Below are 14401 nucleotides of genomic sequence, written 5' to 3' on the forward strand. Positions count from 1 at the left end.
CTGGCTTGACCGGGTCACCAATCCCGCGGGTCGACGACGTGCACCGCGGCTTCCTCCGCCGACGCCGCGCCGCCGTCGATGCCGATGTCCGAGGCGTAGAGCTCGGCCTCGGTGTCCGGGCCGAAGCCCGCGTTGGTGGCCACCAAGCGGCCCGCGCGGGAGTCGCCGACCTCGTCGTCGACGAGTTCGCCGTCGGTGTCGTCAGTGTCGCCCAGGCCGTCGCCGTCAGTCTCGCGGATGTCCGGGACTTCGCGGGCCAGCCTGCCCTCCCAGCTTTCCCCGGCGGCTTCTTCGGAGGCGGTGGTGCCCCAGTCGCGAGTCGCGAGTGGACGTTCCGGCGGCGAGTAACCCTCGTCGTAGGGGTCGCCGTCCTCCAGGGTGTCCTCGGGGTCCAGCAGGCCGGTGTCGGCGTTGTCTTCGATGTCGTCGTCCACTGCGCCTCCTTTCCGCGTGCCCAGGTTACTGCCGCCCGCTAGCCTGTGCGCGCACGCCGGGTGGAGGAACGATGCCTCAGTGGAGTGGCCCCACGCTGATCGCCGTGTTCGCCGGATTCGGGCTGGCGTTCGTTTTGGTGGTGCCGTATGTGGCGATCAGCTATCGCAAACGCGGCGAGCTCGGGCTGCTGCGCGCGATCGCCGCGCCGGCGTTTCTCGTGTACTGCTTCGCGCTGGTCACCTACACGCTGCTGCCGCTGCCGAACGTCGACGCGACGTACTGCGCGACGCACGAAGCACTGCGTCACCCGGTGTGGAATCCGCTCCAATTCCTGGCCGACATGAAGCAGTTCAACACCGGACTGCTGGATAATCCAGCGCTCCGCCAGGTGTTGTTCAACGTCGCGTTCTTCGTGCCGTGGGGCGTGTTCCTGCGGCGGCTGTTCGAGCGCAGCATCGGTTTCGCCATCGTCAGCGGGTTTTTCGTGTCGCTCGCCATCGAGACGACCCAGTTGACGGGCGTGTGGTTTCTGATGGACTGCCCGTACCGGCTCTTCGACACCGGCGACCTGCTGTCCAACACGGTTGGCGCGGGAGTCGGCGCGCTCCTAGCGCCTGTGCTGCGCCGCTCCGGACGGTTGCGGCCGGCCGACGAACCGCGTCCCGTCCTCGCCCGGCGTCGGCTGCTGGGCATGGTGCTCGACCTGGTGTCCGTCACCCTGGTGGGGGTCGTGCTGAGCATGATCGCGCTCGCGGTGCAGTACGTCACGAAGGGCACACTGCAGAACAACACGCTGATCGACGACGTTCTCGGCCGGTGGGTGCCCACCGCGGTCCTGCTGCTGCTCGTGCCGCTGGCGGGCAACGGCGCGACGCCTGGTCAGCGCGCGGTTCTGCTGACGATGGTGCGCGCGGACGGACGGCCGCCGTCGGCGCTGCAGTCGATCGCCCGGTTCCTGCTCGGTTCGGGCGGCTACTTCATCCTGGTCGGATTGAACTCCGGGTGGACGTCGCTGTGGCTGCTGGCGCATCTGGGGTTCATGGTCTTCACCCGAGGGCATCGGGGCCTGACGGGTCTGGTGTGCGGGTTGTCCGTGGTCGACACGCGGGCGGTGGATCGGGAGCCGGTCGCCCGGTCAGGGTGATGTCGTTTTTTCGCGAGGTTTCGTGCGCGCGGCGAGGCAGACTGGTCGACGTGTACGAGGAGACCGAACGCTGTATCCGCGCGGTGCAGTCGAAGGACGACCGGTTCGACGGGTGGTTCTTCACCGCGGTGCTGACCACGCGGATCTACTGCCGGCCGAGTTGCCCGGTGGTGCCGCCCAAGGTCGAGAACATGCGCTTCTACCCGAGCGCGGCCGCCGCGCAGGCCGCCGGGTTCCGCGCCTGCAAACGCTGCCGGCCCGACGCGTCGCCGGGTTCGCCGCAGTGGAACGAACGCGCCGACGTCGTGGCGCGCGCGATGCGCCTGATCGGCGACGGGGTCGTCGACCGGGAAGGCGTGCAGGGGCTGGCCGCGCGGCTCGGGTACAGCGTCCGGCAGGTGGAGCGCCAGGTGCAGGCCGAACTGGGCGCTGGCCCGCTCGCCCTCGCCCGGGCCCAGCGTGCCGAGACCGCCCGGTTGCTGATCGAAACCACGACGATGCCGATGAGCGACATCGCGCACGCCGCCGGGTTCTCCAGCATCCGGACATTCAACGAAACCGTGCGGGCCGTCTACGCCCTGACGCCGAGCGAATTGCGCGCACGCGTCCGCGGCGGCAAGCGAACCAAGTCGCCCGGCGTGCTGTCGCTGCGGCTCCCGTTCCGTCGGCCGCTGTGTCCGGACAACCTGTTCGGACACCTGATCGCCACCGCGGTCCCGGGCGTCGAGGAATGGCGAGACGGCGCTTACCGCCGCACGCTGCGACTGCCGCACGGCCACGGCGTGGTCTCCCTCCGCCCGGAACCGGACCACGTCGCGTGCCGCCTCAGCCTGACCGACCTGCGCGATCTGTCCGCCGCGATCAGCCGCTGCCGCTGGCTGCTGGACCTGGACGCCGACCCGGTGGCCGTCGACGAGCAACTCGCCGCGGACCCGACCCTCGCTCCCCTGGTCGCCGCCGCTCCCGGCAGGCGCGTCCCGCGCACGACCGACGCGGCCGAGTTCGCCGTGCGAGCGGTCCTCGGCCAGCAGGTCTCGACCGCAGCCGCCCGCACCCACGCGGCCCGCCTGGTCTTGGCGCACGGCACCCCGATCGAGGACCGGGAAGGCGGCCTGACCCACCTGTTCCCGTCGCCCGAGGCATTGGCGAACCTGGACCCGGAAACGCTGGCCATGCCGAAGTCCCGCCGCGCGACCCTCCTGGGTCTCGTATCGGCCCTGGCCTGCGGCGACCTCGACCTGACCGCCGGCGACTGGGTCCGCGCCCGCGCGCAACTGGCCGCCCTGCCGGGTTTCGGCCCGTGGACGGTCGAAAGCATCGCCATGCGCGCCCTCGGCGATCCGGACGCCTTCGTCGCGACCGACCTGGGCGTGAAGATCGCCGCCGAAACCCTAGGCCTGCCAACGAGTCCAGCCGCACTGATCGCCCACGCCAGCCGGTGGCAGCCGTGGCGCGCGTACGCGGTCCAACACCTGTGGGCGACCGGCGACCACCCGATCAACCGGATTCCCGCGGAGGAATCGGCATGACCGTGGTGCACACCGTCATCGACAGCCCCGAAGGCCCGCTCACCCTCCTGGCCCGCGACGGCAGCCTGGCCGGCCTGTACATCGGCGACGAGCAGTACCGCCCGCCCCGCGCCGCCTTCGGCGACCGAGACGACCGCCCGTTCATCGCGGCGACCCGTCAGCTGAACGAATATTTCGCCGGTACCCGAGCCGAGTTCGATCTTCCGTTAGCTTTCCGTGGCACTCCTTTCCAAGAGACGGTGTGGCGGGCGCTCCTGCGCATCCCCTACGGCGAAACGACGACCTACCGAGAGCTGGCCGAATCGATCGGCCGCCCGACGGCGTCCCGCGCGGTCGGCCTGGCGAACGGCCGGAACCCCATCGGCATCGTGGTGCCATGCCACCGGGTGCTGGGCAGCGACGGATCACTGACCGGCTACGCGGCTGGGGTGGAATGCAAACGGAGATTGCTGGAACTGGAACGGGGTCGGCGGCTGGTCGCGGGGTGAGCAGGGGACGGGGTGCACTTTCAGCGGGCTGGCCCGGGGTCAGCTGGGCGGGCTCTCCGGGCCACGTGACCGGCTTGCTCAGGCTGAGCAGCTCGGCTCCTGGCCAAGGGCACGAGACCAGCTAGCTTCTTGGGCCGAGCGCGCTCAGGCACGGGCGAAGTTAGCAGGGCTGGCCCCGGCAGGACGGCCCGAACTCGGCCAAGCCGCCAAGACCAGATCGCCCAGGACTGGACAGGGCTCCGGGCTTGAGCCAAGCGAGCGATACCTGTCCCGCCTCAAGGTGAGGGGATTGCCTCCGGCCGGGCGGTGCGGGAAGGGCTCACTAACGCGGGTTCACGTGATTCGGCCCGCGACGAGCGAAGCGCACAGGTCCGAATCGGACTGTGCCGCACCGACCAGGGCCGGGTGACTGGGGTTTCGGCCGAGCCGAAACCTCGCCCTCCGCGCCGACCACAAGCGATGTCGGGCTGGGCCGGGTGAATTGGGCCCAGTCGAGGTCTCAACCCGTCTGCACGCCTCGCCTACACGGCTCGCTCCGCCCACCAGCCCGCCCTGCGTGGCTCCCTTCGCCCGCACTCGCTCGGCCTGCGCGCCTCGCCTGTATAGACCGCTCTACCTGCGCGACTCCCTCCGCCCGCACGTCTGGCCCTTCCGCCCACGCGACTCCCTCCGCCTGCACGTCCGCACGCCTCACCCGACCTTGTACGCCTCACTTACCTGGCTCACTCCGCCCTGCGCGACTCCCTCCGCCTGTACGCCTCGTCCGGGCCTGCACACCCCACCCACACAGCTCACTCCAACCACGACTCGCCCACACGGCTCACTCCGCCCGGCACTCGCGTGCACGACTCCCTCCGCCCGCGCCCCTCGCTCGGCCTGCGCGCCTCGCCTGCATAGGCCGCTCTACCTGCGCGACTGACTCCGCCTGCACATCTGGCTCCGATCGCTCGCCACCTGGCCCTGCACACCCGGCTCGCACGCCAGCGAGGACGATCCAAACCTCGTCCGGTCGTCTCGATTCCGCAAAGCGCGGCTCGAAAGCGCAGCTCGGCTCTCACCCGCGGATCGGACGCGCTGCAGCTGGCCCGGCAAAGCGCGGGACAACGTGGCTCGCCTCGCCAGGCCAGGCCAAACCGGATCCCCGCCTCCGCCGGCCAAGCCCGATCCACCAGATCGCCGCTCACCCCGCGACCAGCTCACCCCGGCAACTGATCGGAGCCAGGCCCGCGCGCGGGTTCAGTTGAACCAGCCATTCACCGTGCCGAAGTCCAGTGCGCCGGTCACCTCCCCGTAGGTCCCCTGCTTCAGCATCTCCGCGGCCGCGTGGTGGGCCAGGGAGTAGGCGGCTTGGGCGATGGCCGTGCCCACGCTCACGCGACGCACGCCAGCCGCGGCTAGGTCTGCCACCGGGGGTGCGCCGGGGCCAGCCATGGCGCTCACCGGGATTGGTGAGGACTTTGCCAGTTCCGCCAGGACCTCGACGTCCACCAGGCCGGGGACGAAGATGCTGTCCGCTCCGGCGTCGGCGTAGACGCGGGCTCGGGTCAGCACCTCGGCGAAGCGGCCGGAGGGTTCGCCGATTCCGAAGAGATAGACGTCCGTGCGGGCGTTGATCCACAGCTCGGAAAGACCGGCCGTCGCGGCGGCGGCGCGGGCTGCGGTGAAGCGTTCTGCCTGTTCGTCCGGGGTGAAGAGGGTGGCGGTGCCGGCGCGGGAGTCTTCCAGGTTCACGCCTACCGCACCGGCTTCGACGACGCCGGTCACGGTTTCGGCTACGGCCGAGGGTGCCAGGCCGTAGCCGCCTTCGATGTCGGCGGTGACGGGGACCTCTACTGCCGCGGCGATGTGCGCGATCACCGACAGCATTTCCTCGCGCGAGAGATGCTGTCCGTCACCGCGGGCCAGTGCCCAGGAGACGCCTCCGCTGGTGGTCGCGATCGCGGGTGCGCCAGCGCGTTCGATGGCGACGGCGCTGCCCGCGTCCCAGGCGTTCGGCAGCACGAGAACGTCCGCCGAGTGCAGGTCGCGGAAGAGTTTTGCCTTGTCTGGCAACGAGTTCATGAGGTTCCTCCCCAGTGGCGGGCCCCGGGCGGGGCGACTGCGGAGGAACGTATCAGCGGCCACCGACAAAAACGGCGCGGAAAGAGTCAGGGGAGGTCGAAACCCAGTTCGCGGGCGGCGTCGGCGGGGGTCGGCTGGGTCCAGCGGCGGGCGACGGCCTCGTGCGTGGACAGCGAGCGCAGTTCGGCTCGGTCGAGGTACAGGATGCCGTGCAGATGGTCGGTCTCGTGCTGCACGATTCTCGCTGGCCAGCCGGACAATTCCTCGTCCAGGGCCGCGCCGGTTTCGTCCGCGCCGCGCAGCCGGATCCGCAGGGCTCGCGCGACGACCGCCTGCCAGCCGTGCACGCTCAGGCAGCCTTCGAAGAACGCGGCGGTTTCGTCGCCGACTCGGGTGTATGTCGGGTTCACCAGCACGCGGAACGGCAACGGGACGATCCCGCGGGTGGCGAGGGTGGATTCGGCGACGCCGGGGCGTTCGCGGGCACCGTCCTCGACGACCGCGATCCGCACCGACAAGCCGATCTGGGGCGCCGCGAGACCGACCCCGGGCGCGGCGTGCATGGTCTCCTTCATGCCCGCGATCAGCGCGGACAGCATGTCGCCGCTCAGTTCGCCCTCGTACGGCCGGGCAGCGGCGCGCAGCACGGGGTCGCCTGCCTGCACGATCGGCCACGGCAACGGCTGGGCGAGCAGTTTTTCCACCTGTTCGGCAAGCACCAGCGAACCCCTTTCCAAGGGCAACGGGACAGCGGCATGATCGCACCCGCGCGGAGCACGACACTCGCCCGGGCATCAGGCAAGCTGGCAGCCGTGGCCTACGACGTGAACGCGATCCGCAAGCACTTCCCCGCACTCGAGAACGGCGCTGCCCACTTCGACGGACCTGGTGGCTCCCAGGTCCCGGACGTGGTCGGCGAAGCAGTGTCCTCGACCCTCTGCGCCGCCATCGCGAACCGCGGCACCGTCACCGCGGCCGAGCGCCGCGCGGACGGAGTCGTGCGCGAAGCCAGGCAAGCCGTCGCTGACCTGCTCGGCGCACGTCCAGAGGGCGTCGTGTTCGGGCGCAGCATGACCCAGGTGACCTACGACTTCTCCCGCACGCTCGCGAAGAACTGGGGCCCAGGAGACGAGGTCGTCGTCACCCGCTTGGACCACGACGCCAACGTCCGGCCCTGGGTACAAGCCGCCGAAGCACGCGGGGCGACTGTCCGCTGGGCGGACTTCGATCCTGAGACAGGCGAGTTGCCGACGTCCTCGATTACGGACCTGCTCAGTGACCGGACGCGGCTGGTCGCGGTCACCGCGGCGTCGAACCTCCTGGGCACGCGGCCCGACCTCCCGGCGATTACCCGGGCGGTCCGTGAGGCAGGCGCGCTGAGCTATGTGGACGGCGTGCACCTGACGCCGCACGCGCCGGTCGACATCGCCGCCCTGGGGGCAGACTTCTACGCCTGCTCGCCGTACAAGTTCCTCGGCCCGCACCTCGGTCTCCTCGTGGCCGCGCCGGACCTCCTGGAGACGCTGCAGCCGGACAAGCTGCTTCCGTCGAGCAACGCGGTCCCGGAGCGTTTCGAGCTGGGTACGTTGCCGTACGAACTTCTCGCGGGCACCACCGCGGCTATCGACTTCCTGGCCGACCTCGTGCCGAGCGAAGGCAGTCGCCGCGAGCGTTTGCGTACGTCGCTGAGTGCGCTCGAAGAGCACGAAGACGCGCTGCTGCAGCGATTGGAGAACGGACTCGCGGCCTTGCCGCGCGTCGTGCGCTACGGCTCGCCGACGCGACGCCGTACGCCGACCGTGCTGTTCACAGTCACCGACTTGACCCCGCAGGCGGTGTACGAGCGCCTCGGAGCGCGTGGGATCAACGCGCCTGCTTCGACCTTCTACGCCATCGAGTGCGCACGGCATCTCGGTCTTGGCGACACTGGTGCCGTACGCGCGGGCATCGCGCCGTACACGACTGCAGCGGAAGTCGATCTGCTGCTCGCTGCTGTTGCGGAGCTGTGAATGAGCATCGAGACGACTGTCGACGGACAGGTCACCACCGTCACCATCAACCGCCCGGAGAAGCGGAACGCACTCACGAAGGCGATGTACCTCGCCCTCGCGGACGCCTTCGACGCTGTCCGCACACCGATCGCCGTACTGACCGGAGCTGGCGGCGCGTTCACCGCGGGCAACGACCTCGGGGACTTCCTCGCGCACGAAGCCGGCGACAACACGAAGACGCCCGCGCGGGTCTTTCAGGAGGCGCTGCTCGCAACGCAGGCGGTGGTGGTCGCGTCGGTCGACGGTCCCGCGGTCGGTATTGGCGCAACCCTGCTGCTGCACTGCGACCTCGTCTACGCCACCGAACGCAGCTACCTGCAGTTCCCCTTCGTACCGTTGGGGCTGGTGCCGGAGTTCGGCAGCAGCTACGCGCTGCCGCGGCGGGTCGGCCCACAGCGGGCGACGGAGCTGCTGCTGTTCGGCGAACGGCTGCCTGCGGCTCAAGCGGCGCAACTCGGGTTGGTCAACGAAGTGCTCTCTGATGAGACAGCGCTGCGTACGCGGGTCTCGGAACGCGTCGCGACGCTGGCCGAGCGATCAGTACGCGCGGTGACGACGACGCGCGCGCTGTTGCACGACCGCACCGACCTGAGCGTCGAGGAGCGAATGGAGTCTGAGTCCAAGCACTTCGCGGAACTGCTGCACGACCCGCACACGGTCGAAACCTTGCGCGCGAAGCTCAACCGGCGCTAGCGACGGCGGCGCTTGTCCACTGCTGCGTCGAGAACTGGACCCAGCTCTTCGACCACGGTGTCGAGCGCCGTCACCGTACGCTCCACGCGCGCCAACACGATGGCCCCTTCAAGCGCACTGATCATCAACACCGCCAACGAAGCAGCGCGCGCCGCCGGCACGCCCATCTGCTGCAGCGCGGACACGATGGGCTTCCGCCACTGCGCGAAGGCGTCGTTCGCGCGCTCGCGCAGCGGTTCGCTAGACGCCGCTGTGTCGGCGACTGTCGCTACTAACGGACAGCCGTAGTCGTAGCCGATCTCGAGAAACTCCGCGCGCCAGTACTCGACAACCGCGGCGAAGAGCGCGGACGGCGTCGGATCCGCGAGAGACTTCATGGCGCGCGTCACGCGGCGCGCGGCGTAGCGGCCGGTCCAATCGATCGCCTCGCCGAACAGCTGTTCCTTACCGCCGGGGAAGTAGTGCTGCAGCGATCCCCGCGGCGCTTCGGCATGCGCTACCACCTCGCGCATCCCGGTGCCGCTCAAGCCCTGCGTACGCAGCAACTGCGCAGCGCTGAAGACCATCCGGTCGCGCGCCGGCCGTTCCGTCATCGAGCGTCTCCTCCGTGACCGTCAGCTGGTACTCGTTCTCGCCGCCGTACCCCGGGACGAAGCGGAACCCGCACGCCCGCAGCAATCCTTCCGCAGCGACGTTGCCCTCCTGCACGGTGGCGTGCAGCGTCCGGCCTCGCCACCGCTCAGCGGCCAGCCCGACCAGGCCGCGGCCGATGCCCCGCCGCTGCCACCGGTCGGCGACGAGCAGCCCCAGTTCTACCCGGCCGTCGTCCTCCGGGACCGCGTTGAGCAGACCGGCGGGCACGCCGGAAACCTCGGCGGCCAGCGCGGTGCTGGCGAGGAGGAATCGCTGGTACCGGGCCAGCACCGCGTCCGGTTCGATCGGGCCGCCGAGGGTGAACCGGCGGCTCAGCGATTCCGGCGAGCAGGCACGGACAAGGGCGGCCACGGAACCGGCGGTGGCCGGTCGCACGGCGGTCATGACAGTCGTCATAATCCGAGGATCGCACACCGCCGCGCCTATGACAAGCGTCATGAAGGTTGTCACGCTGCCGACACGGGACGTGCGGCTCGCCGGACCCGCGAGCGGCGAGCGGCCACCGGTTTCGGGCAAGGAGAATTCACTTATCGTATCCGCGATACCCCAACGGCGGTAATTCCATCGATTAATCGGGCCTTGACCACGATGCGTGGCCGCGAGGCCTCTTTGGGTGAAAACGGTTCCCGACACCTCCCGGGAACGCGTTTCTTCCCTATATTTTCCTGGACGCTCCGGCAGCGAGCAAAGGAGAAACGGCCATGACCCAGTCGCTCGAGGTTCCGACGAAGGAATTCTGCCTCGACTGGACGATGGACGGGGACAATGGCGGCCGGGTGCACTTCACCCTGTCCGGCCAGGTGAGCCTGTTGGACGGCAAGCGGTTCTACAAGGTCGACGGCGTGCTGTACATCGCGGACGGCAGCGCGTACTGCCGGGAGATCGGCAACCCGAGGCTGCACGTGCGGCGCAACGGCGTCGAGGAGAGCGGACGGCAATGGGGCTGGGAACCGATCAGTTCCCGCAAGAGCGCGAACCGGCTCTGCACAATGGACGGCTATTTCGTGCGCACGGGCTACTGGGCGCCGGCAGATCGCAGCATCCAGTTGGGAATCGTCGCCGAACACGGGATCACCCGGCGCCGTTCGTACAGCGAAACCACGACGATTCGACTGGTCGACTGAATGGTTCCCGGAGATCGGGACCGCCCCCGCGGTTTGTTCCCGATTCCGGGCCGGACGGCAGTGCGCCTTTTCGCCGCGACCCGGGCAGACGCGCCCCGCCCGGGCTGTCCGTGCCGGAAACCCGCGGTTGCCTCCATGCGAACTTCCGGCGCACAGTCGTGCCCGCCGTCCGGTGCGCCAGACCACAAGATCGCTTGCCCGCCAAGGCGAACCGTGCGAATCAGACGATCCGCCGGGCGACCGCGCCACCGAACCTTCGCCCCCGCAACCCATCTGCGTCCGGGTTCGGCGAAAGATCAATCCAGTCAACGCGTACGCACCCGCGCGCCATTGGCCTGGACCACTCGAGCCAGCCCGCAACCGCCCGTCGGCCCGCTCGCCGTCACCCACATGGGTAAACCCCAGGCGCAGGGGTAAGCGAAAACACACCGGATCCCCAGGAAAAACGTGAAAAACGTTGTGCGGGACACAGCGCTCGCGCGCGCGAAAGAGGACCATGAGAGGCATGCGGAACAGGACTCGGGCAGGCAGACCACCACACCCTGGCAAACGATTGCTCCGACGGCTCGGCGCGGCGCGCAACCCGCTCGTGCGGCGGTCGGACCGGATCGAAGGCCTACTCGCCGGGATTGTCGCGCTGCTGGCGCTCATCGCGATTCCCTTCGCGATGATGATCGGCAGCGAGGACATCGCTGCGGAAACCGCCGCGTCGGACGCGCAGCTGCAGTCGCGACACCAGGTCACCGCCACGGTGCTCACGACGGCCGCGCAGCCGGCCGCTTCCGTGGGCGACAGCGCGCCGATCGCGAACACCGCGCGCGTCAACGCGGTCTGGAAACCGCCGAACAGCGCGCAGCGCACCGGCGTCATCACGGTGCCCGCCGCTTCCGCGACCGAGGGCTCGACCACCGAGATCTGGCTCGACGACTCCGGCAAGCAGACCACCGCCCCGCTGACGCACGCGGACGCGGTCACCAACGGCGTGCTCGTCGCGGCCTTCTGCTGGCTGTGCGCGGTCGGCGTGCTGGGCGGTGCGTTCTGGGTGGCGCGGCGAGTGCTCGACCACCGGCGCGCGGCGCAGTGGGCGGCCGAATGGGCGCAGTTCGCCGGACCGGAAGCGGTTCGCTGACAGCTTCGCCGGCCACGGTGCTAGCCGGAAGTTCCACACCGGGACCCCTCCGGCACTAGCGCGGTCGGCTGCCGGGCAGGCGCGATCCGCCAGTCCGGCAGCCGACCGCTGCACCCCCAAAGTTCCGTACCCGCAGGCGCGCCCAGCCGTCGAGCTTTCCGCTCTCAACGAGGAGTCACCAGCGCGTAGTGCGCCGGGTCCGGAGGCAGTTCGCTGACGCGTCTGCTGCCTCCGGACCCGGCCTCGGCGGACCGAGCGGGGCGACACCCCCAGCGTCGCCCCGGGCCGGTACTACGCCTGCCGCTCTGCCCGGAATGCGGCGAGTTAGCCACCAGCTATCTCGTCGAGGCACAGTCTTGTGGAGCCCTCCGGCGATTGTCAACTGTGAGCTAATCTGAGATAGTCGCCTTAGCTGAGAGCAATCAGCTGCAACTGGAGGGGCGTAGCAGCATGTCCGAAGACACTCAGCCGGCGGATGACCGGCCCACCCTGGCCTCCAGACTCGACGACCTCTTCCGCACGGTGCGCCCGCAGGGGAGGCACTGGACGAACGCCGAGGTGGCAGCCGAACTGAAGCGGGCCACGCCGGAGCTGAAGGTCGGCGCGGTGTACTTGTCTCAGCTGCGCACGGGCAAACGGACCAATCCGTCTCAGGAGCTGCTGGCCGCGCTGGCGAAGTTCTTCGGAGTCTCGGTCGCGTACTTCTTCGACGACGACGTCGCCGGGTCGGTGCTGTCCGAACTGGCGGCGGTGGAGGCGATGCGCCAGGCAGGCGTCCGCGCGGTCGCGATGCGCGCGGCGGGCATGCGCGAGGAAAACTTGCAGGCGATCACCACGATCATGGACCAATACCGCAAGATGCAGGGGCTGCCCCCGGTCACGGACGAAGCGGCGCAGTGACCGGCACCCCGTCCGAAGCCCCGCAGCGGCGCGAGCAACTGCGGCGGATGCGCGACGAAGGCGCCCGCCGGATCGCCGAACTCGGCCTTCCGCCGAAGTACGACCTGGCCACCCTCTGCGCCCGCCTGGGCGAGATCCGCGAACGGCCGATCACCCTCGTGCCGCTGCCGATGCCCGCGTCGCACCCGTGCGGCATGTGGGTCGCCGCGCGAGGCGAGGACCTGATCTTCTTCGACGCCAACACCACCGGGGCGCACCAGGAGCACATCATCTTGCACGAGCTGGGTCACATCATCTGCTGTCATCGCGGCTCGGGTCTCCTGGACGACGAGAGCGCCCGCTCGCTGTTCCCCAACCTGGACCCGGACATCGTCCGGGACATGCTGATGCGCGCCACCTACGACGACGCACAGGAGCAGGAGGCCGAGATCATCGCCTTCCTGCTCTCGGAACGCATGGGCACTCCGGCGAAACCCATCGAGGAAACTCCCAAGCCGGGAGAGAAGCCGATGGACCGGATCGAGCGCTCGCTGCTGTAGTTCCACGCTCCGCTGTCGTGAGGGCCGCCTTCACGGAATCTGATTCCCTCAGGGTTCCCCTCACGACCCGCCGCCGCCTCGCTTCCGCTCCCGGCTGTGAGGGGCCCCTTCACAGACGTAGATTCCCTCAAGGTGCCCTTCACGACCCAACTCCGCCGCTAGGGCGACACCGCAGTCCCGACGCGGCGTTCGGCGCACCCTGCCCACCCAGTGCGGCATTCGGTCCCCACTCGCCCAACGCGCCATTGGGACGCAAGCCCCACCACGAAACCGCAGCCGCCACACCCAACGATCGAGGCACCCACCCCATAAACCGCAGCCACCGCACCCACCCACCGAGGCACCCAGCCCCCGCCCTGCACCCCGATACGAAGCCTCCCTGCGGGCGGTGGGTGCTTGTCAAGGCACGCTTTCCCGCCTTGACAAGGACCCACCGCCCGTCAGCACTGAGGTTTCCCCCGGGGATCGGACACCGGGTTTCATGCTGCGTGGGCGTGGTGGTGAGGGTAGCTGAGTCGGGTTTCGTGGGGTGTGCGGTAGCCGAGTGTGGAGTGCAGTCGGTGGTGGTTGTAGTAGGCGAGGTAGGCGAAAACCGCTTGCCTGGCTTGCCGGCGGGTGGTCCAGGTGCGGGTGCCGATTTCGGTTTTGAGGGTGGCGAAGAAGGATTCGGCGGCGGCGTTGTCGTAGCAGGACCCGGTCCGGCCCATCGAGGCCCGGATCCCGAGGGCGGCGAGGGTGCGGCGGAATTCTGTTGATTGGTATTGGGTGCCGCGGTCGGAGTGGAACACCGTGCCCGGGCCGGTCAGGCCGCGGTCCGCGGCGAGGGTGATGGCGTCGCAGACCAAGCCGGCGCGCATGTGCGGGGCGAGGGCGTGGCCGACGATTTCGCGGGTGTGCAGGTCGAGCACGGTCGCGAGATAGAGCCAGCCCTCTTCGGTGGGCAGGTAGGTGATGTCCCCGGTCAGCCGCTGGCCGGGGGCGTCGGCGGTGAACTCGCGGCCGATCAGGTCCGGTGCGGCAGCGGCTTTGTCCGGCCTGGTCAATGACCGGGGCCGGCGGCGGGTGTTCCCGGCGATGCCGCGGTCGCGCATGATCCGCTCGACCTTCTTGTGGTTGACCGTTTCGCCGCGGCGGCGCAGTTCGGCGGTGACGCGGGGGCTGCCGTAGGCGCCGTGGTGGGCGGCGTGGATCCCGGCGATTTCCTGGGCGAGCCGGTCCTCGGCCCGCGCGCGGTGTGCGCGGGCCGGGGCGGCGGCGAGCCATTCGTAGAACCCCGGGCGGCGGACCCCGAGGACTCGGCACAGCCGGGCGACGCCGTAGGCGGCGCGGTGGGCGGAGATGAACCGGTAGCTGCGGGTCAACGATCCATCTCCTGCGCGAAATAGGCGGCCGCTTTGCGCAGGATCTCCTTCTCCTTCTCCAGCTCGGCGACCCGTTTGCGCAACGCGCGCAGCTCCCGCTCGGCCGCGTCCCCGCCGGACGCGGCCGCTTCGTCGGCGCGGTCGGCGGCCCGCACCCACGTGCGCAGGGTCTCGTGATTCACCCCCAGCTCACGAGCCACCTGCGCCAACGGACGAGCCGACGACCGCGCCAACGCGACCGCGTCCCGCCGAAACTCCTGCGGATACTTCGACGAACCAGACACAAACACATC

Annotated in this window: 15 protein-coding genes; 9 read left to right on the top strand and 6 right to left on the bottom strand. The window is 69.6% G+C overall.

What is annotated here, in order from left to right:
- Positions 1-14: 14 nt before the first annotated feature.
- Entirely contained in the window at positions 15-434 is a 420-nt protein-coding gene (locus tag L942_RS22860; RefSeq protein ID WP_037363944.1) for a DUF5709 domain-containing protein, read from the bottom strand.
- A gap of 71 nt (positions 435-505) precedes the next feature.
- Between L942_RS22860 and L942_RS22865 the strand changes: the two genes are divergently transcribed.
- The 3 genes from L942_RS22865 to L942_RS22875 are packed head-to-tail and all read left to right on the top strand — an operon-like array spanning position 506 to position 3596.
- Complete coding sequence (locus L942_RS22865) at positions 506-1579, top strand: VanZ family protein (RefSeq protein WP_037363947.1); 1074 nt, start codon at positions 506-508, stop codon at positions 1577-1579.
- A gap of 50 nt (positions 1580-1629) precedes the next feature.
- Entirely contained in the window at positions 1630-3108 is a 1479-nt protein-coding gene (locus L942_RS22870) for an AlkA N-terminal domain-containing protein (protein WP_037364126.1), read from the top strand.
- A complete protein-coding gene (locus L942_RS22875; protein ID WP_037363948.1) occupies positions 3105-3596 on the top strand; it encodes a methylated-DNA--[protein]-cysteine S-methyltransferase in 492 nt (163 codons plus the stop codon). Before L942_RS22870 ends, L942_RS22875 begins: the two co-directional genes overlap by 4 nt.
- Before the next feature lie 1236 nt (positions 3597-4832).
- On the opposite strand, the gene L942_RS22880 is transcribed toward L942_RS22875, so the two are convergent.
- A complete protein-coding gene (locus L942_RS22880; protein WP_037363950.1) occupies positions 4833-5657 on the bottom strand; it encodes an isocitrate lyase/PEP mutase family protein in 825 nt (274 codons plus the stop codon).
- Positions 5658-5743: 86 nt separating this feature from the next.
- The gene (locus L942_RS22885; RefSeq protein ID WP_200862891.1) at positions 5744-6376 is read right to left on the bottom strand and encodes a peptide deformylase; all 633 of its coding nucleotides are present in this window, start codon (positions 6374-6376) and stop codon (positions 5744-5746) included.
- A 93-nt stretch (positions 6377-6469) separates the two neighbouring features.
- On the opposite strand from L942_RS22885, the gene L942_RS22890 reads away from it, so the two are divergent.
- Together L942_RS22890 and L942_RS22895 are read left to right on the top strand one after the other, a co-directional pair.
- Positions 6470-7666, top strand: coding sequence for a cysteine desulfurase-like protein (locus L942_RS22890; protein WP_037363953.1), 1197 nt, complete (start codon positions 6470-6472; stop codon positions 7664-7666).
- Positions 7667-8401 carry an enoyl-CoA hydratase-related protein gene (locus L942_RS22895; RefSeq protein ID WP_037363955.1) on the top strand — a complete coding sequence of 245 codons (735 nt, stop codon included), beginning with the start codon at positions 7667-7669 and terminating at the stop codon, positions 8399-8401.
- Here the strand turns inward: L942_RS22895 and L942_RS22900 are convergent.
- Positions 8398-8913: a TetR/AcrR family transcriptional regulator gene (locus L942_RS22900; protein WP_235079334.1), complete on the bottom strand. Its 516-nt coding sequence runs from the start codon at positions 8911-8913 to the stop codon at positions 8398-8400. The genes L942_RS22895 and L942_RS22900 overlap by 4 nt on opposite strands.
- The gene (locus tag L942_RS45520) at positions 8846-9439 is read right to left on the bottom strand and encodes a GNAT family N-acetyltransferase (RefSeq protein WP_158684514.1); all 594 of its coding nucleotides are present in this window, start codon (positions 9437-9439) and stop codon (positions 8846-8848) included. The genes L942_RS22900 and L942_RS45520 overlap by 68 nt, the downstream gene beginning before the upstream one ends.
- Before the next feature lie 317 nt (positions 9440-9756).
- Between L942_RS45520 and L942_RS22910 the strand changes: the two genes are divergently transcribed.
- The 4 genes from L942_RS22910 to L942_RS22925 all read left to right on the top strand — a co-directional run bounded on the left by L942_RS22910 (position 9757) and on the right by L942_RS22925 (position 12747).
- Positions 9757-10179: a hypothetical protein gene (locus tag L942_RS22910; RefSeq protein ID WP_037363960.1), complete on the top strand. Its 423-nt coding sequence runs from the start codon at positions 9757-9759 to the stop codon at positions 10177-10179.
- A 553-nt stretch (positions 10180-10732) separates the two neighbouring features.
- Positions 10733-11308 (top strand): Rv1733c family protein, encoded by a 576-nt coding sequence (locus L942_RS22915; protein ID WP_037363962.1) that lies wholly within the window; start codon positions 10733-10735, stop codon positions 11306-11308.
- Positions 11309-11758: 450 nt separating this feature from the next.
- A complete protein-coding gene (locus L942_RS22920; protein WP_037363963.1) occupies positions 11759-12208 on the top strand; it encodes a helix-turn-helix domain-containing protein in 450 nt (149 codons plus the stop codon).
- Positions 12205-12747 (top strand): toxin, encoded by a 543-nt coding sequence (locus L942_RS22925; RefSeq protein WP_037363964.1) that lies wholly within the window; start codon positions 12205-12207, stop codon positions 12745-12747. The genes L942_RS22920 and L942_RS22925 overlap by 4 nt, the downstream gene beginning before the upstream one ends.
- A 479-nt stretch (positions 12748-13226) precedes the next feature.
- Here the strand turns inward: L942_RS22925 and L942_RS22930 are convergent.
- Positions 13227-14392, bottom strand: a protein-coding gene (locus tag L942_RS22930) for an IS3 family transposase (protein WP_440201336.1) whose coding sequence is annotated in 2 segments (ribosomal slippage) — positions 13227-14123 and positions 14126-14392 — 1164 coding nt in all. Because the reading frame shifts where the segments join, the coding sequence is not laid out codon by codon here.
- Positions 14393-14401: the final 9 nt, after the last annotated feature.

Source organism: Amycolatopsis orientalis DSM 43388 (assembly GCF_000411975.1).
Lineage (GTDB): Bacteria > Actinomycetota > Actinomycetes > Mycobacteriales > Pseudonocardiaceae > Amycolatopsis > Amycolatopsis orientalis_D.

Coding starts and splice junctions, on each gene's coding strand:
- L942_RS22865 (WP_037363947.1), top strand. CDS start 506: ATGCCTCAGTGGAGTGGCCCCACGCTGATCGCCGTGTTCGCCGGATTC.
- L942_RS22875 (WP_037363948.1), top strand. CDS start 3,105: ATGACCGTGGTGCACACCGTCATCGACAGCCCCGAAGGCCCGCTCACC.
- L942_RS22910 (WP_037363960.1), top strand. CDS start 9,757: ATGACCCAGTCGCTCGAGGTTCCGACGAAGGAATTCTGCCTCGACTGG.
- L942_RS22895 (WP_037363955.1), top strand. CDS start 7,667: ATGAGCATCGAGACGACTGTCGACGGACAGGTCACCACCGTCACCATC.
- L942_RS22880 (WP_037363950.1), bottom strand. CDS start 5,657: ATGAACTCGTTGCCAGACAAGGCAAAACTCTTCCGCGACCTGCACTCG.
- L942_RS22920 (WP_037363963.1), top strand. CDS start 11,759: ATGTCCGAAGACACTCAGCCGGCGGATGACCGGCCCACCCTGGCCTCC.
- L942_RS22900 (WP_235079334.1), bottom strand. CDS start 8,913: ATGCGCGAGGTGGTAGCGCATGCCGAAGCGCCGCGGGGATCGCTGCAG.
- L942_RS45520 (WP_158684514.1), bottom strand. CDS start 9,439: ATGACCGCCGTGCGACCGGCCACCGCCGGTTCCGTGGCCGCCCTTGTC.